Origin of the sequence: Streptococcus sp. 27098_8_69 (genome assembly GCF_041432445.1) — a bacterium.
In the GTDB taxonomy this organism is placed as follows: Bacteria; Bacillota; Bacilli; order Lactobacillales; family Streptococcaceae; genus Streptococcus.
The window spans coordinates 1-18367 of sequence record NZ_JAPVZO010000026.1 but is presented as its reverse complement, the minus strand read 5'-3'; the positions used below and the strand labels follow the sequence as shown (position 1 = coordinate 18367).

Here is an 18367-nt window from a genome sequence, read left to right as displayed (position 1 = left end):
TTTTTATTTTTCTTCCTACGAACTAATGCCTCCATTATTGAGGACTGCTCAGGGACTTTTTTTCTTCCACCTGCTTTACAGCTTCCGCCTTTTGATTCCCCAACTGCTCAGATTTTTCTTTTGCCTGTTGGAGTTTATCAGCAAACTTATCTTTCGTCACAGTTTTATTTTTCACTAATTCTAACTTAGCATCCATCCGATCAATCAAACTTTTTGCTTCCTTCTGAACAACCTGCAGTTGTTCTACCATATCTTCAAAACCATTTTTATCTTTTGCCCAAATAGCCAAATATCCAAAACTGTAGCTACTCGTATCAAAACCAAAATGATTAGCTACGACATAAGCGACACTTTCAGCTTGTAATTCTTGCTTACGATATTGGTCGTCCCCATATTGGGCATTGCTTCCTCTATGTAAATCTGCATGAGCCATTTCATGAAAAATGGTTTTTAAAATCTGTTCTTGACCCTTTAAGCCTTTTGAAATAACAATTCGATTTTCATTTGGAGAATAATAACCATTTGTGCTCTCTCTTTTAATTTCTTCAAAACTGATAGGAACCTGATTATCCATTGAAACAGCTTTGGCTGCTCGGTACAAATCTTCATAATCTTTAACATCTCCAGTCAATTCATTAATTGCTTTTGGCAATTCTTTTCCTTCTGTTTGAGATACATCAAAGACATTCCCTAACTTGAATCGAGTAACTGTGACTTCCTTCTCTTCCATTTCATTCTCAGATGGAGAAAAACTCAACTCATTTTGATTAGCAGAAATCTTAGTTTTCACTTGATACGGAACCCAGATTTTCAGAGCTTTTGAACCCTTTTTAACTGTTCTGTCAAAATCTGTTTTCCATTTATTGAAACTAGCAACTTGAGAAACATTAGGATTTTGCATCTTCAGCAAATGAATATTGTTGAGTGAGTAGTTGTGAAACTTACTCATCGTATCCAAGAACGATTTAAACTGTTCTGAATCTAAATAGTTCTTCATTCCCTCTTTCAAGTGTTCAGCTAAAGCTTTTGTATCTTTATTTGCGACTAACTGGGAAATGGTTTGTTCTGAACTTTTAGCAGCAATTGCATCGGTTATAATAGCTCCAGTTTCCGCTTCAACATCTGTCCTTCTTTCTCTATCTTCCTGTTTTTTATGAAGGTTAGAAGCACCGTTGTATGGATCTGTTCCTTGCAACATCTCATCAGAATTGGAAATACCATCACCATCCAAATCACGATCCCTCTCATCTTTTCGGTTATACTGATAAATTTTTTCGTATGGATTATCTGGTGTATTTTGTGAATTCTTGACTTGTGTTTTTTCAAATTCATCTCGGATATTTTCGATGGTTTGTTCAACTCTTTCTGATAAATCTTTAATTTCTTTTTGCCATTTTTCTACAAGAGCTACTTGTTCCATTGGAGAATCCTTAACTCCCAACTTCTCAAACCAAGCAGATAGATTTTCGACCTCAACACTATCCATTCCATCAAAAGAAATAAATCCTAGACGACTATCATGACTACTATCCGAAAAACCAATCGGACTATTTTCTAACACTCCGTAAGGTACTTGAGATAACAGTTGATCTGCATAAGGAGTATCTTCCAAAGCGTAACTGAACTGAGAAATATCTAGTTCACTCGCTAATCTCTCCAGATGATACTGATTAAATAATGCCCCATCTATCTTCATCAACTCTGGATGCTCTCGCATTTCTCGTGTACCAAGTCTTTCTTTATGAACGATTGGGTTAATCTCATCTCCAATATCGTAACGAATGCCATCCTGAATCAGTTCACCGTCAGGAGCGTAGATACTAAACTGGATCTTAGTTGGGGAAATGTAGGCTTCTGGGTGACCACCAGTCACTTGTTTTACCCCTTCCTGATGTAACGGATAGAAGTTCTGATTAGCCTTGTAAAGCTCTTTAGCGAAATCTTGATAAGATATCAGCTCTGTTTCTTTAAAGGGCAATTGCGGGCCATCTAGACGCTCCTCAGACCATTGAAGACGAACATGGTAGTCATCTTTATAAACATGATCTTGTTGCCATTCTTTATAGAAGTTTGAATTTACATCCAAGAGATTATCTTCCCCAGCAGCTGCAACAATCTGATCAAATTTATCATTGTGCTTCTTCGCATAGTCAAGATATTGATTCCATGCTTGATGAAATTCTTCTGGAGTTTTTGAGATGTCACCTGGCACACCTAAATTATAGACAGTATCCAAAACTTGAGTAAAAGTTACTGAATCAAGTGAAGTTTTATCTATAGTATTTACTGAAGCTGTTTGTTCAGATTCTTTAGGAACCTCTTCATACTGCTTATTTCTCAAGACGGATAGCATTTCCTCGCCACCATCTTTAACATATTCATCATTAATCGATAGCTGTTCAATCTGACCATCTCTTTCTCTATAGACACCGAGAATTGTGCCGGTATCTATGTCTTCCAGTTGTTTACTTAAATCCCCCTTCACTCTCATTAAAGATGCAGGGACATGAGTAAATTCCTTTTCTTTGAATAACAATAACAAATCAGTATCTTCTGGTCTAATTGCTTTTGAAAGATCCAGATTATTAAATTTCTTTACAGATGAAAGATCGTTAAACACAAAGGAATCTGACTCTATCACCTCAGGTAATAAGTTCAAAACTTTTAGTTTATCCGACATTCCATTTGCAAATTTTAAATCTTTGAAATGCCCTTTCCCAGCTGCAACATCTTCAACGAATGACTCAGATAAATGTTCTACCCACTCATTATATACGGGTGTTACTCCAGTTAAGTGCATCCAATTTTTCTTGTCAAATTTAACATTTAGAATTTGGAATTGCTTTTCTTCTGGATTCTTATAAACATAATGGATACTTGTCCCTGACATTTCTTTTAGATACCATTGAGCCGAGTCCCTCATTGCGTTTGCGTATAAATTTAACGCTCGCATGTTTTTTCTGAAGGTTTTATTTGACATTCGATCCTCATCGATGGTAAAATGAAAATGAACATTGGCAGGAAAATCAGGTTGAGAATTTTTCTCAACGGGCTGCGGTGCTGTCCCTGGAGTTTCTACTCCTAAAGAACTGGAATTGCGATTCAATAGTTCGCCCCCAGTGTTGGTCTCTTGATTATTATCAAGAGGCTTTTCTTTTTCTTCTGAAGCTGTAGTTGTTTCAACGAGTCTAGTTGACTGAACAGAAAAGCCTATATTATTCCAGTTTTTCTTTAGCCATTCCGCATCTTCTGGAGATAAATTACTAGTATCTATGTTCAATTCAGAACTCTGATCATCTTCTAGAACTACTTCATCTTGCTTTTTTTGTTTGTACAGTAACTTGTTTACCACCTCTTTTTCCTCCTCCGTTTTAGGGAGATATTGAGATGATTGTTCAAATTTTCCTTCTTCTGTCATTTCTAGAGCTACAAAACGTAGCCCTTTTACAAAGTATATATTTGGATGTTTAGCCCATTGTTTGACCTCTCCAGAATCAATTATAGCTTGTGTTTCCGGTTGAATAAGTACTCTATCAGCTTGTTGAGGATTGTTTACTAAATCTTCTTCATGCTCACTACTATTCTCATGCAATTCCGACATACTATTTTTTCTCCCTCTTTCTTGATTAATAATTGTTTGATATTCTTGACGAACTTCTTCCCTTGTCAATTGCCTATCTGACACAAAAGTTTTTACATCCTCTGCAGTTAGCTCTTGCGCTTTTGCAAGAGCTATTTCCTTCTCAAAAAAACCCTGGTAATGCCAGGACTTTTCATCTGCTATATAAACATGCGCCAGATTCTTAGGAGCTTCGTTATCTCTCCTCAGGAAATCATTCCAATCTTCCTTCTCCTGGTCTGCCTGAATAATAGGGGGAATCGCAATCTGTACTGGAATCCCCTTTTCCTGCAATCGAGTGATAAAACTATAACCAGCTGCATCATTATCTACAGCTAAGGTAATCATATCCTGATGCTGACCATCTTTAAAATAATTCGTTGTTCTAACTACAGTTTCTAGCGTTTTTCCAACATTCTGATCCACTTGATAGGATTTACCGTTCATCTCGGCATATAATTCCATAAATCTTCGACTAATGATACCATCTTTGATTCCATCCATAGCTACTAAGCGAACATCCTGAAGAGTATCCTTATGAAGCTCATAGTAGCTCATTAAATCGATTGGAGCTTCCGCAAATACCAAACGTTTAGGAGTACCAATATCGATTGAAAATCCTAGTTGTCCGTCTGAATTTCTCATAATTTGTTTTAAGCGCCCACGTTCTGGATAATGCACTCGATTCTCTACTATTCCCTGGAGACTAGCACCAGCTAAAAAGCCTGTGTTGTCCTTATACTTAAAGACAATCACAGGCTCAAAATAGTCTCCCTTTTTTCGGATTGCTTCCGCTATACTTCCTTGGCTAATAAAGAAGTTAATCGTATCATCTGAAAGGCCTCTCTGTGCCTTCAAATAGCTTCTAGAGGCGCTGAAATCCTGACGCTCATATCTTTCCAAATTATAGTGAAACGGCTCTTTTGGAGCCATCTGAACTTCTGCATTAACTTGCTTAAATTCTCCAGTTTCCAAAAAATGCATCGCTTCTTTGTAAGAAACTCCTTTTATGGATTGTACTAACTGAATGACATCTCCAAATTCAGTTCTTGAATTCCAGTGAAATTCATTTTTTCTTGCATCGATCACAAATGAATCGTGCTCTATCCAGGTATAACTATGGCTTCCTGTACGCTTTAACTCTATGCCTAGTTGCTCTGCAACAGAAATAATAGATAATCTTTTGGCTTCTTCTTTACTTAATGCCATCTGTTACCTCCCTACAATGAAAATTCTGGCCCTTCTTTTTCTGCGACTATATCTTGTGTCTGTTCTCTCTAAAGTTCTTCTGCTTCTACAAAACGGTTTAAATCAGGAAAATGGAGTTGAGCTTGTTTTAGCTTATCATGAACTAATAGGTTCTCATCGATATGATAGACTGCTTCCTGATGGCCATTAAATCCTTTCTCTAAATCAATATCATCAAATCGGATAATATCCAACTCTGTTAAACTCCCCTTATACCAAGCTCCAATCTCACTTTCAAGATAGAACTGAACAGATTCTCTATCTTCCGTCTTTGTATCCCGTAAATAAGCTAGTTCCCAGCTTTCACCCTGAGAATATCCAGTGACTTCTTGAACGATTAACTCCTGATTGTTCGTACTTAAAATCTGATTAATATCGTCTAAACGGGAGACTAAAATTTCTTGAGCTAGAGAGACTGCTTCTGTACGATAATCGAAAAATTCGTATTCTTCCCTATCTTCAACATAGTTCCTAACGAAATCTGAATAATGAGGGAAATGTTCCTGGAAGCTAGGTGAAACCATCCCATAAATATAGGCTTGTCTTAATGTTTCAAATCGTGCTATTTGGTAATATGAAGGGTCTAGCCTAGCTTCTTGATTCAACATTTCCTTGATACTTTCTGGAAGTTGTATTGGTTCCGAATCTGGCCAAGTTCTCTTAGAATAGTTGATTACTTCTTCGTAGAGAATGGTATCAATCTCCGAATTCTTCATTTCAAGCAAAGCATCCACAATTTGAGCTGCTTCTGAAAGATTGGAACGATAATCAGTAATCAAGCCATCTTTACGAACCTCCCACTCCTCAACCTGAGCATTTTCTGGAGTTCGCAGTAACAATACCTCCTCAGCTTCTAGATCAACTCCAATGACCTGATCGCCATTTGGTAGCTGATCCATCTCCAATTCCTGGATCTTAGCATCTAATTGATCATTAACCTGAAGCAAGTCTTGCTCCAAGTGAAATAATTCTTCTGCATTGGCCTTCAATTCCTCAAAATACTCTCTGGAAATCTTCACTGGTCGAACCAATAAATCTTTCTTTCTTTGCTCTCGAGGATATGAAAATAAATAGGGAGCAACTTTTTTAAAATCTTGATAATTCATCCATTTTATGGATTCTGTAACAATCATATTTTGGACATCAACGACATCTGTATGAGGTGTAATCCAACCAGCTAAAGCCAATTCTTTTACTGCTTCAGATAGGGGATAAGAAGGAATATGTTCTAAAATCCCCTCAAAATAACCAATCCCTCGTGCAGTCTCCTCCTCAACTTCACGCTTCATTCGTTTAAATTGTTTTTGTGGTAATGTATTCATTCTTTATCCTTTCTAACTCACTCTGAGAGGAACTTCCTCAACTTCCTTAATCCCAATATGAATAACATTTTCTTCCCCAACCTGGTCTTTCCACTCATCAATATCACTCAAATAGCGCTTGTATCGATACCAATTGTCATCGTTTGGGCCATTGCTTAGGAGATTGGCTCTTGGATGCGTATCCAGGTTAAATTTTTGATCTCGAAAGACATTTTGTTTGGATAGGAAGAGTAGGGCTTCTGTTGTTCCAATAGTAGCCACCTCATGCGGTGTCAACAGTTCTCGACCAATTTTAGAGTTCTGCTTAGAGCTGCTGGCATTTCTTCCTCTGCTCTCACTATAATTCTGATCATTCAAAGTTTGCTTACCTGATCGCTCAGATAGGTACTTAAGCGTGTCTAAGTCATTGGATCCTAAATAAAGAATAGCACCACAGTTATTGATAATCGTCTTCGTATTTTCTTTACCATATAATACTTCAATCTGACTTTGAGATTGTACCATCATCTTGATAGAAATCTCTCGAGAACGAATAACTGAGATAATTGGTGGTAAATTAGGAATCTTCCCAATCTGACCAAACTCATCCGCCCACACCTGTAGATGCAATAAGTCTTCCTTGGTCTTTGTTGGATGCTCACCTAATATAACTGCATCTGCAGTTTTTATTAGCACATCAAAAATGGTACTAAAAAGAAGGGCAGATAAGAACTGGTAAGCTGGATCCACTTCTGGAATATGAATAAAAACTGCTGTTTTCTCAATATTCCATTTTTCAATCTCGAGTGTATCCTTTTCAATAATCTTTCTTAGTTGCTCATGATCAAATACTGAGAAGGTTGTTGCAAAGATAGCATAAACAGAAGCCCGTGTTTGGCCATCAAAGTTTTTATTGAATAGATCCCACTGCCTACTAGCATAATTCCCTGGGCTCCTTCTCTCCAGGTCTTCAAACATCAATTCAACAGGACTCTCCGCTTCTGGATGATTTCTTCTCAATTCTCGAATCATATCTGTAACCTGCCCTAAATTAGGCAGATAGTGATCGAGCTTACCATCAAAATAAAGATAGCCAATTAGAGAACGCATCAGGAGTTTATTGGCTGCTGGCCAAAAAGGATCTCCCTCATGACCATTTCTGTTGAGAGACTCTGTAATAGCCTCTGCCACTCGGTCTATATCCATTTCATTATGAATATATCTAAAAACATTGAAACCATCTGAATTCAAGAAAGTAATCAAATCAAAAATCTTCATCTTATAGCCTTTTTCTATAAGAGACTTCCCTGTTTCATGAATCAAAATCCCTTTGGTATCTGTGGTTACAAAACTAGAATTTCCTTGTAAAATATTTGGTTTTACAGCACTACGTGTCTTTGAATCCCCTGTACCACCATACACCAAAATATTTTTATTAATCTGATTTTCAAAGCTCAATCGGTTATTAAATAGTCCCATCTGGCTATTTTGAGTAAAGATCATATTCTTTTCAGGATCTTCATCTCGGAATCTCATCAACTCTTCTTTAGTTGCAAAGCGAGCTGATCCATGTTCCTCCCCATACCTGTATGTACCTGTATCTGTCACTCTCATATACAATAGAAAAGCAATCAGAAACCCACTTATTCCTATCAATAAAGAAGTTTGTGTGAATTGAAAATCAAACCAAGATTTATCGCTCAGATGATCGCTCATCCAGTTAAACTTTTCAAGACCGAATACATCCGTTACTGAGTCTGTATCAGGTGCCATCAGCCATAGTTTAAAGAGCCAATGAAAGAGGTAGAATAGACCAATTCCTAACAACAAATACGGTCTAAATCTCCGTTTCTTCTTTACTGTAATCACTTTATTTTCCCTCCAATCTGTGGTTCGATATTTTCTGGAAGAACAAACTCCTTAGTATGAATGTTTACCTGAAGAGAGTTAATTTTCTCTTGTTCAACTGCTTTAAAATGTTTCAATTTTTCCTCAAAAGAAGTCGTTTTTCCATTTTTAAGGTTTCGCTCATTGAATCCTTTCGGATCTCTTGTGATTCCTTCTAGGACATCCTTAAAGGCTTGTTCGACAACACCTTTATCTTTTGCATTAAAAGCAAGAGTTGTCTTCCCATCTGGATGAGTATAAAAAGAAAAGCCAATCCCGTATTGGCCCAGTTCTTTTCGAACTGCCTCGAGATTGACTTCATTATGTAGTAATTGCTGGACTTCTTTAGCATCTGCTGTTGCCATGAATTTATTCCAGTCTGTATCACCAGTAAAGACTACATTCTCCCCTCTGGCTTGATAAATTTCAACTGCTTTAGAGCTCACCAAGAAGAGTCCTTTTAAGATTACCTCTCCTGTCACAAGAGTTGCCCGTCCTAATTGGGCTACCACTTGTTCTTGTTCCATTTTAGCTCACCTCTTCAATTTTGAAATAAAGATCCTTCAATTGAGAAGCTTGAGAGTCTTTCGCAAGAATCTGTTGTTGCAACTCATCGATCCTTTTTTGACACTGAGCAATTTCCTCATTGGCTTCCTTGATAAAATCTTCGTTGGATTTGATTTTATTTTTAATAGATTGCTTATAAGTAACCGTCTGAGCCTCAAAGCTATCAATAACCTCTGAAGGCACATTTACTGTAGTCGCATGAGAAAGAGAGAAGGAAGGTTCAGCCTTTTGATCAGGAAGCGTTTTATTCTCTTCCTGACTAAATGTAGCAACAACTGGTGCTACTTCTTCTGTAGCTGCATCCTGTGTATTTTCATCTTGTGAAGGTTCTACTCGTTCTTCCTCATTTTCATCTAATCTACTGAAATGATCTGTAGTCCATTCACTAGAAGAATAGGTAATTTTATCTTCCAAAGGCACTTCCTCTCTAACCTCATCTTTAGGCTTCTGAGAAACTAGCTCAGCAATTCTTTGACGAGCCATATTCGCCTCTTTCTTTACCGTTAGATCTTCTAGTTCAGGATCTGGTTCTGGTTGGAACTCGGGTTGGGGTTGAGGTTCTGGTATATCTTGCGAGGACTTCTTTTCTTTATGTTTTGCTAAAAAATGAAGAAAACCTCTCTTTTTCTTCCCACCACTCGTACCAAAATTTTCCAACAACTGATCAATGATTCCAACAAAAGGTATTTCAAGACTAAGCTCTTGTAGGATTTCACCTTCAGGATTAAGAGAATAAAGTCGATAGATTCCATTTATTTTATTACTTTTCATTCGCTCATTGATGATTTCTAGCCTTGATAACAAATCATCTCGGTACTCAAAAGTTTCCTCTTGATTAGTCAGTTGATTGATAATTTTATACATGGTTCACTCCTTGGTTACTTGATTGTGCTGGAAAAATGAGTTCCTTCATTTCCTGATAGGATAAGCCACTTTCTTCTGAAAGGGCAACAAAAAGCTGTGCTTCCAAATCCTTTTCTTGACCTATGCACTTCTTGATTTTTTTATCTGCTTCTTCTTTTTGTCGTTGTGCTTTTTCCTTCTCTCTCCTGATTTTCTCAAGCTTACCTTCAAGTTGTTCTATTTTTTTATTCATTCAATTCTCCTTATTGGTTACTACTGGTTGCGGTTGTTTGTTCAGAGGATGTAGGTGTTGTGGTTGATGAAGAGGAAACTGAAGTCGAACTTGAACTGCTAGTGTCTGAATAAGTGCCTATACTTTGCCCTTTTGCTTCAGTCAAGACAATAGGCTCAATTTTATTGACCAATAGTTTACCTGATTGTTCTACATAGGTCAATCGAATGGTAGCCTTAGTGATACCAGTAAGCCCCTTAGAATCTCGATTATCTTTTTCTGCTAAGGTTGTGCTAGAATATTGAATCTGAGCCAACGCAACTTTATGTGTTTTATCAATGTAGATAGAGCCTGATTCATAAGATTGGTCAACCACATACCCCTTATAGGTCTGGTTAACTGGCTTTTGTTCTTCTTGAATGGTTTCCTGATACATAGAATCAGTCATAAAAGGCTTATAGCGTGGACGATTCTCTTCTAAATCCTTTTTGGTATAGTAAGCAATTAGAAAGTCCTCGACTTGCTGTTCAGTAAGAGATAGTTGTTCCTGTTGTTTCTCTTCTGGTTTCTGTTTTGCCTCTTCCTGAACTTGACTATTCTGTCTCAAATTCTGTTGTACTTGAGCAATAGAATAGCCCAGGATAATACATAAAACGGCAGCGACTCCGATAAGGAGTCTCTTTACCATTTTGATTAACTTTTGATTATACATTCTTTTCCTTTCTTATTTAGGGGTAACAAAATAGATGCCTGATTGTGGTGTCAAGGTTCGCCAAGTAGTAAGGTATAAACCAGCAAAGTTCATTTCTGACATTAAGAAGCTACCATCACTATTGACATACTCACAGAATCCAACGTGGCCATAGATTGGTGATGCTCCAGCTACACCATTCATGAATACAACTGCAGAACCTGGTTTAGGAGTCGTTGAAATTTCATATCCTTGAGCTTGACCACTATCAACCCATTGATTGGCATTTCCTAAATATGGATAAATTCCAGTTCCAATCTGAGCAAAACGGTTATAGACATACCAAGTACAATTTCCTAGTGCATAGGCATTACCTGGATAACCTTGACCCTCTAGAATTGCTTGATCGGTAGGGAGTCCATACGGAAGTTTGTCCTTATACTCTGCTGGAACTTGTTGACTCGAAACTCCTGTTGAACCTCCTCCTTTATTTTTTAAGAAATTTAACCATTGACGAGCTGCAGTTTGTCGTTCTAAAAGCTTATTACCTGGTACTCCCAGCCAAGCATTCAAAAAGTCCTCTGCAAGAGCTTCTACGGAACCTGTTGAGGTTACAATTCTTTTAAAAGCTTCTCGTCTAATTGGATCATCTGCTTCTAATAGAAATTTAGTTTGAACTTCCGCAGACCAAATATCTCCATTCATCTCTTTTGCAAAATTCCACAATGCAAGAGCACGGGGGCCAGTAAACTGACCAATCCCAATCCCGATATAGTGTAAACCATTGACCATGTACTCTCCTTTATTTAAATGTAAATTTGGATACATAGCTTGAAAGGCTCCCCAGTTACCAACTAGATTTTCTGCAGTTGGCTCTTTAGCAACCTTATCAAATTGATTATTGGTTAGATAGTCCGTTTCATAACGTTTAAAAGTGATGGAACTCTCAATATCAAATCCTCCCAAAACAGCTGCAATTCCTTCATCGGTTGCCTCCGGTATATTCTTTTTAATCGCATCTGCAAAAGCTCTCGCACGTTTTCCTTTCTCTCCAGATGTTTCAATACTACTCACAACAGACGTTGCTTGTGTGTACTCTACACGCTGGAAGTAAAAACCGACATTGACATAAGTCCAACTCTTCTCAACATTACCATCTTTATCTTTCTTATTTGAGCGGTCAGGTTCTAGTTTTTGATAATAGACCGTTTGATTTCCTTCAGATGCGACCTTTCCAATGATATCTCCAGATTTAACATGATCTCCTGTTTTATAACGAATCGTATCTACGTTCTTATATAGAAACTTGGAATTCTCATCACTAATTTCTAAATCATTACCATTGACTTCGACTTTCCCATCTAAAACAGCTAATAGAGTTTGTCCACCTGTGGCCTGCAAAACAGAACCCTTAAAGATTTCCTTCGTAGTTTTATAACCAAAACGATCAATAATCTGAAGGGGAGCTTCTGATTCAGGTTGATCTTCTGTATAAAATGGATTATCTAGTTCTTGTAGCAACATATATTTTCCGCTATCTCGAGCAATTTCTAAGAGTTCTTTATACTCTTCTAACTCATCCTCACTCAACTTGTAAAGGTCATTTTTAGTATAAAGATCTTCCATTGTTTTAAGATTATCTTTATCCCCATTCAAATTCTTCCATAAGGTATCTAAGTATAGTTTCCCACGAGTATTTTGCGAAAAATACTTGTTCCCGTCTATACGAAGTTTATCTGAAATATCATCATACTTATAATTCAAGTACAAAAGCGGATCATCAATTTTTGTCCAATAATCTACCTTATCATTCGATTTTTCACGATCCAATTTTGAAAGATACAACCAGGTATCATTCATATCAAACTCATCTTGACGGGTAATTCCTGAACTACCAATACCAAGTATTGCCAGAAACAAAAGCAGACCAAAAGCAATCAGATAAGCCTTTAAGCTAAATGGATTTTTGATAATAGCTTTAATCGGTTTAGATCCAAAACGATAAACTTTTCTAGCCTTCTTAGCAGCCTTCCCTATCTTAGATGCAGCTAAGCGCTTTCTATAAGCCTGTATCTGTCGAGATAACTTCCCTTCCCAAGAAAATTCTCTTGGGGTTCGAGTGAAGCCTCTCCCTTTAGCCTTATTGTAGAATCTATTTCCTAGACTGTAGCTTGATTTAACTACTCCTTGACCAAGCTTACCGCTATATTTCCCAATCGTTTTAATCCGTTTCCCTTGAATCTGAATATCCTGATACCGATATTTAGCTCTTGCTATATCTGAAAGGGTATCATCCTGATGAGCTGTAGAACTAGCCTGTTGATTAGCAACTCGTTCTACAGATTGTTTGGCCGCACGAAGAAACTTCTTCTTCCGTGATCCACCGTTAGCCTCTTGAGCAACTTTATAAGTTTTTTTAGAAACTTTTTTCTCTAGCTTTGCTTTATCCAATTCCTGATTAAGAAAAGCCTGCTTCTTGATTTCTTCTGGACGAAGATCCTTCCCTTCTTTCCGAAGCTTTCTTCCCTGTTTCTGGATATTCTTATACTCTTTTTGAATTTTTTTGACTTTGGCTCTTGAAGCTCTAAATTGTTTATGAGCATTCTTAACGATGCGATTCGTAGAACGTGATTGTGACTTTAGTTCTTTCATTCGCAAAGCACTATCTTGTTGAACAGTGCGGTAATTCTTCCGGACTGTTTCCAGCTTCTGATCTATCTTATGACCGATTGTTTTTGGTCTGCCTTTCTCCTGATCCATAATGAGACTCCTAAGCGTCTGTTGCGACTAAGTTATATAACTTAGTATTCTTAGGTATTGGATTTTCAAATGGCACTACAACTGGCCCTGCTACAATTAAGCCAGTACCTTTAGCTTTTGGCCGAGCCAAGTAGCGAATCTGTTTGTCAGTCAAGTTAACAATCTCTTTTAAGATAGCCAAATCCTGGGGTTTTTGTTTGAGCAAAATCATGAACTCACTGTTTGACAGCAATTTCCGACCTTCTTCAACAGCAGCTAACGTTTCTACGTTCTGTGTAATTCCTGTTGGAATCGCACCGTATTTCCGAATACGTGAATATAACGTAGTAAAGAAGTCTGCTTGGGCCTTATTTTTAAATAGAATCTGCATCTCATCAAAGTAAACCCACGTAGTACATTTCCCTTGATTCTCTACAATTTGATTCCAGATATAATCCTGAATAACCATCAATGCGAACGGCTTCAACTTGTGAGACAACTTCTTCAGATTAAAGATAACAAAGCGATGATTAAGATCCACGTTTGTTTTGTGAGCAAAAATATCTTGAGAACCAGTTGTATAGGTTTCTACCGCTAAAGCTAAATCTTGAGCTTCTGGCTCTGGTTGTTCCTTCAATACCTGGTGCCATTCTTTTAGCGTTGGAGTGAAATCATCTGTCAAATAGCGCTCATAAGTCACACCTGTTACCCGGTCAATAATCCCAATCTGTGCATCTGTTACCTCAGATAGAATCGATTCAAATAATCCCATCAACAAGTTTGCTTTATCTCCAATCGGATCGTCATCCTCATCGTCCAAACGATCCAGATCTGGTAGATCTAAGAGATTGATATGTGTTTTAGAACCAATCGAAATATCCACCATCTGAGCACCGAAAGCACGACCAATATCAGAATATTCATCTTCGGGATCCACAATGATTACTCGATCTTCTGGATATTTCAGCAAAGTCGGAATTACCTCTCCACCCTTAATCGTAGTAGATTTACCAGATCCAGAGGAACCGAGCACAACACCTGAACCCGTATTCAGATCACGTTTTCGATCCAGTGTAATGATATTATTCGATAACTGATTTTGTCCATAGTAGCGAGCAAGTGAGCTGTCAGACTTCAAATCCACGTTAGTAAAAGGAACTTGTGTAGCAATATTAGCTGTTGTCATCTTTCTCATGAAATTCTTCTTCACATTCAAGAAGCACTCACCGATAGGTAGAATCGTATTTAAAGCCTCTTCCTGGTAATAATAGAGGTCTTCAAATTCTACCCCTAGCTTCCGTCCAGCACGCTTAATCTTCTGCTCATTACGTTGTAGTTCCTCCTGGCTATCTGCCTTAAAATACACTGCAATCAAGCCAGAAAAGATTTTCTGATCATACTCAGTAATCTCATCTCGCCACTTCTTGGTAGCTTCTGAGATTTCTTGGTCACGACCAGCAACCACTGCATCATCAAAGATACCAGATTGAGCAGCCTTACGTTTAGAACGTAGCTTCCCAATTTCAGCATCCATTTCTGCATCGTTAATCTTTTCTAAGATTTCAACATTCTCATAGGGCTCTGCATGGATAGTAATGGCTAGTTCAAATCCCAGTGTCGTTAAATCACGAATGAGACGATCAGACATCCAGTTAGGATATCGGTGGGCATAGAGTACCTTGGCCCAACTATCATCAATAATCATCCGTTTTTCTTGAAACTCAATTCGGTTCGGAGCGATAAATGATTTAGTTGATAATCCAGATAGAGCAATTTCTCGATAATCAAAATTGACATACGGGTTTCCTCGTAATAGTTCTGAAAAGACCTTTAGACGATCCAAACCATTCATTTCCTTAAATGTAATATCCGATTCCTGAAATTGTGTTCCTAGTGAAACTCCAATATCTTGTAGTAACAACTGAGCCTGTTTTCGATCATCAGCGTTCGTTGAAATGGTCACATACTTATGTACCTCAAAGTTGTTAGCGTGTGTCGTAAATCGCTCCTTAATCATCTCGTTTAACTCTTCTCGATAGTCATCGTAGCCATCGTTTGTTTCTTCAAACAAGATATTCTGCAAGGAATTATCCGATACTCTACGGTTAATTACTAAGAGTTGATAGTTACTGCCCTCATCCAGTGAATTAAGAGCATCCATCGTTGTATCGATGATGCTCTCTTTTTCATCTTGTTGAGCAGTTGAGTAAGAAGCATCCCCCAGCATGAAGCTACGAGAATACTTCTCACGAGCAATGTGCATCAATCCATCTTCATGTAGAAGTGTATAATTGATTGTATTTTGTGTCGTAGGTTTCATCTGACGACGCAAGCGCTCAATTCTTTTCTTTTCTGCGTTTTCTAGTTTTTCTCTTTTGCTTTTGAATAAACTCATCTTTTGTATAAATTCCTACCTTTCCAAATTCTGTCTCATAGCTTCTTTGTTGAATTCGGAAAAAGAAATTGATTTTTTCTTTAATCCGTATTCTCTTGGTCATACCTGTACCGTACATTGCCCCAGGAAGAACAAAAATAGCATCCCAAAGATAAATGTACCAATCAGGTAAACCAAAGAAGTATATCGTAATTGAACCTGAAACAGCTATTACCAAACATACATAGAGAACAATCATTCTACCTGTTAATCCAAATAAAATAGGTCTGTCCTCTGTTTCAAATTCTCTTAAAAATTCTGATCCAATTTTTTTCAATTAGTTTCCTTTCACACAAAATAACATCGATCCATTCTAATTTTTCTAGACATGGATTACACTCCTAAAAGTTGCTTGGCTTTTCGACTAGACCCAACCATAACAAAAATATAGATAACCCCCTTGGCAATTGAAGCAAAGGCTGTTCCCCATGAATCACTGGAACCAGTCGTAACCTTTAGGATATCTGCTGCAACAATCGAATCATATACAACAGAAACAATAATTAGGATGACACCAATAAGGGCAGAGGCCGCAAAGTATTTCAAGAAATTAATCGTAACAGATCGTAACGAGTCCATCATAAAGAACGCTACTAACAATGGAGCTATAGCTTTAAGCATATACAAATCCAAGTAACGTAGGAAAACAATAATCCCTAAAATTATGTTAGCCACTCCACTTACAGCTTTTCCGACTAAGGTAATGATAGCTTTTTCAATCATTCCTTTCCCACCAGAAATATTAGAATCAATGGTTGTTTTAACGGTAGGTGTTACATGAGCAATCACTTTCACAACAATATTAAGTAATTCCAGAATGGCATCACAAATTTGAGATGAGGCAGAGATCATGATTAAAGCAAATAAATATTTCATTAAAGCCTCTAACCAAATCTTCTGTGTTAATGCACCTCCCCTCGACTTTACCATTTGCGTCCATGATACCATTTCAAACCAGAAAAAAAGAGCTAAAAGGATATAACCAATAGGTCTGACTGCATCAGCCATCATATTTACAGCTTGATTTGTAGCAGAGCTATAACTAGAAAGAGAGCTTGTTAGCTCTCTAATATCTAAATTCATAGGCTACTCCTAAAATTTTATTAGAGATAGTGCTGCAACGATAGCGGCTGAAATTCCCGCAGAAGATATGGCCAGAAATGCACCATGAGTCATAGAATCAGAACCTTCATCTTTCCTTTGCTTATCATGATTCTTTCTTCCTTGGAGAAAGTCATATGAACCATTCCAGATCCAAATAAGACCTGTAACTGTTCCGAGTGCACCTAGACCAGTAATAATTTTTGTAATGAGTTCCATTTTGTTTTACCTCTTTTAATTTTATTTTTATAACAAAAGGCACTGCAGAGATTTCTACAGTGCCAAACACAATACTATTTTTATAATTCTTCAAATTCTTCACGATAAATCGTCCGAACAGTAGCTACTAGAATACTGAGGCCAATAATAATTGGAACTTCAAAATTCGGATATGGGAAAAATAACCCTCCTCCTTTTGGAGCATCAACCACTTGACCAGCAGTAATAAGTGAATCATGGGACATTCCTAAAATATGCGGTGTATACCATCCAAAAATATTATCAATTATGTTTTCGCTTGGGAAATTGAATAGATGATGAATGATTGCCATTCCCCCAATCAATACGATTGTTATACATATTTTAGCTATAACCCAAAGAATAAACATACCAATAGTGGATTTTACAACATTAATACACCAAAGAACGATATAAAAGGGAGCTGTAAAAATCCTAATGATAGCTACCCACAGCCAGGAAAAATCATTCCCAAATTTCATTATCCTACTCCTCCACGACTTACCGTTATTATACCATAAAAATAGCTTATTTCAAAGGTTCCTAGAGTATTCTAAGCCTCTTTTTTCTTGCGCTTGCTGTAAAGCAAGCCTGTAGCAACACTTCCCATTGCTAGAGCAGCTAATAGTAAATCTGCAGAATCCTTCTCCCCTGTTGAAGGCAAGCTTCGTTCTGGCTGAGTTACTGGTTGTTGCGGATGTTCTTCAGGAGTTTTTGGCTCTGGTTTTGGTTCCGGTTTTGGCTCTGGCTTTGGTTCCGGTTTTGGCTCTGGCTTTGGTTCCGGTTTTGGCTCTTCATTTTTCGGTTCTTCCGGTTTTGGTTCTTCTGGAGTATGAGTCACAACCGTATTGGAAACAACTTCCACACCATTAACCGTATGATAGTAAGTATTTTCTACTGTTCCTGACTGAATACGTGTCATTTGTAGATATACTTCTACTTGAAACTCTGATGTCTCTAAAATTGACTTCAAGAAAGTATCATCAAAGCTAATATCTACTTTACCTTTAGCCTTGTCTACTACTTGACTTGTAAACTTAGTTAATTCATCACCAGCTTTGAATTTTTGACCATCACTTGTTTCAAAATCTACAGCCGCAAACACTTGATAAACACTCTGATAATCATCATGTGTTTCATCGTAATCATCGCTAAATTTATACTCAAACAACTGTTCTGAGCGATCTTTTGGAATCAAGGAACCAACTAATTTATAATTAAATGTTTGATTCATCTTGACCTCTTTTCCATCTAAACTTTCCTTGCTTAAATGGTCGATCACTACATCTTTCTTCGGTTCAATCTTTGGAACATTATTGACTACTGTTTCAGTTACATAGGCCATTCCAAAATCAATTTGGTAGGCTGTATTCTCATACTTACCACCTGTTTGACCCAATTCCTTCTTAACAGTCATTGGATTAGTAATCGTCAGAACTTCTCCAGTTTGAACGTAGGTCTTGTAGAA

The 18367-nt window shown here is 37.4% G+C and carries 14 protein-coding genes; all 14 read right to left on the bottom strand.

The window, feature by feature from the left end:
* Nucleotides 1–34: 34 nt before the first annotated feature.
* Entirely contained in the window at nt 35–4828 is a 4794-nt protein-coding gene (locus O3658_RS08755) for a PBECR4 domain-containing protein (RefSeq protein ID WP_371560916.1), read from the bottom strand.
* 68 nt (nt 4829–4896) lie between these two features.
* Nucleotides 4897–6189, bottom strand: coding sequence for a hypothetical protein (locus tag O3658_RS08750; protein WP_371560914.1), 1293 nt, complete (start codon nt 6187–6189; stop codon nt 4897–4899).
* 12 nt (nt 6190–6201) lie between these two features.
* Nucleotides 6202–8037: a VirD4-like conjugal transfer protein, CD1115 family gene (locus O3658_RS08745; protein ID WP_371560912.1), complete on the bottom strand. Its 1836-nt coding sequence runs from the start codon at nt 8035–8037 to the stop codon at nt 6202–6204.
* Nucleotides 8034–8582, bottom strand: a complete 549-nt coding sequence (locus tag O3658_RS08740) for a DUF3801 domain-containing protein (protein WP_371560910.1) — start codon at nt 8580–8582, stop codon at nt 8034–8036. Before O3658_RS08740 ends, O3658_RS08745 begins: the two co-directional genes overlap by 4 nt.
* A 1-nt stretch (nt 8583) precedes the next feature.
* Nucleotides 8584–9486, bottom strand: a complete 903-nt coding sequence (locus O3658_RS08735) for a hypothetical protein (RefSeq protein ID WP_371560908.1) — start codon at nt 9484–9486, stop codon at nt 8584–8586.
* Nucleotides 9479–9718, bottom strand: coding sequence for a hypothetical protein (locus O3658_RS08730; protein ID WP_371560906.1), 240 nt, complete (start codon nt 9716–9718; stop codon nt 9479–9481). Before O3658_RS08730 ends, O3658_RS08735 begins: the two co-directional genes overlap by 8 nt.
* Before the next feature lie 10 nt (nt 9719–9728).
* Nucleotides 9729–10385, bottom strand: a complete 657-nt coding sequence (locus tag O3658_RS08725) for a hypothetical protein (protein ID WP_371560904.1) — start codon at nt 10383–10385, stop codon at nt 9729–9731.
* Nucleotides 10386–10421: 36 nt separating this feature from the next.
* Nucleotides 10422–13148, bottom strand: a complete 2727-nt coding sequence (locus O3658_RS08720; protein WP_371560902.1) for a phage tail tip lysozyme — start codon at nt 13146–13148, stop codon at nt 10422–10424.
* 10 nt (nt 13149–13158) lie between these two features.
* The gene (locus O3658_RS08715) at nt 13159–15522 is read right to left on the bottom strand and encodes a VirB4-like conjugal transfer ATPase, CD1110 family (RefSeq protein WP_371560900.1); all 2364 of its coding nucleotides are present in this window, start codon (nt 15520–15522) and stop codon (nt 13159–13161) included.
* A complete protein-coding gene (locus tag O3658_RS08710; RefSeq protein ID WP_371560898.1) occupies nt 15464–15838 on the bottom strand; it encodes a hypothetical protein in 375 nt (124 codons plus the stop codon). The genes O3658_RS08715 and O3658_RS08710 overlap by 59 nt, the downstream gene beginning before the upstream one ends.
* A 56-nt stretch (nt 15839–15894) precedes the next feature.
* Nucleotides 15895–16644: a conjugal transfer protein TrbL gene (locus tag O3658_RS08705; protein ID WP_371560896.1), complete on the bottom strand. Its 750-nt coding sequence runs from the start codon at nt 16642–16644 to the stop codon at nt 15895–15897.
* A 9-nt stretch (nt 16645–16653) separates the two neighbouring features.
* Nucleotides 16654–16881, bottom strand: coding sequence for a hypothetical protein (locus O3658_RS08700; protein WP_371560894.1), 228 nt, complete (start codon nt 16879–16881; stop codon nt 16654–16656).
* Nucleotides 16882–16961: 80 nt separating this feature from the next.
* Nucleotides 16962–17381: a hypothetical protein gene (locus O3658_RS08695; protein ID WP_049503650.1), complete on the bottom strand. Its 420-nt coding sequence runs from the start codon at nt 17379–17381 to the stop codon at nt 16962–16964.
* Nucleotides 17382–17452: 71 nt separating this feature from the next.
* Nucleotides 17453–18367 (bottom strand): LPXTG cell wall anchor domain-containing protein (locus O3658_RS08690; RefSeq protein ID WP_371560892.1); only part of this gene is annotated, 915 nt, incomplete at its 5' end.

Excerpts from the sequence above, each read along its gene's own strand:
- O3658_RS08755 (WP_371560916.1), bottom strand. The coding sequence starts at position 4,828 with ATGGCATTAAGTAAAGAAGAAGCCAAAAGATTATCTATTATTTCTGTT.
- O3658_RS08750 (WP_371560914.1), bottom strand. The coding sequence starts at position 6,189 with ATGAATACATTACCACAAAAACAATTTAAACGAATGAAGCGTGAAGTT.
- O3658_RS08740 (WP_371560910.1), bottom strand. The coding sequence starts at position 8,582 with ATGGAACAAGAACAAGTGGTAGCCCAATTAGGACGGGCAACTCTTGTG.
- O3658_RS08735 (WP_371560908.1), bottom strand. The coding sequence starts at position 9,486 with ATGTATAAAATTATCAATCAACTGACTAATCAAGAGGAAACTTTTGAG.
- O3658_RS08730 (WP_371560906.1), bottom strand. The coding sequence starts at position 9,718 with ATGAATAAAAAAATAGAACAACTTGAAGGTAAGCTTGAGAAAATCAGG.
- O3658_RS08725 (WP_371560904.1), bottom strand. The coding sequence starts at position 10,385 with ATGGTAAAGAGACTCCTTATCGGAGTCGCTGCCGTTTTATGTATTATC.
- O3658_RS08720 (WP_371560902.1), bottom strand. The coding sequence starts at position 13,148 with ATGGATCAGGAGAAAGGCAGACCAAAAACAATCGGTCATAAGATAGAT.
- O3658_RS08715 (WP_371560900.1), bottom strand. The coding sequence starts at position 15,522 with ATGAGTTTATTCAAAAGCAAAAGAGAAAAACTAGAAAACGCAGAAAAG.
- O3658_RS08705 (WP_371560896.1), bottom strand. The coding sequence starts at position 16,644 with ATGAATTTAGATATTAGAGAGCTAACAAGCTCTCTTTCTAGTTATAGC.
- O3658_RS08700 (WP_371560894.1), bottom strand. The coding sequence starts at position 16,881 with ATGGAACTCATTACAAAAATTATTACTGGTCTAGGTGCACTCGGAACA.
- O3658_RS08695 (WP_049503650.1), bottom strand. The coding sequence starts at position 17,381 with ATGAAATTTGGGAATGATTTTTCCTGGCTGTGGGTAGCTATCATTAGG.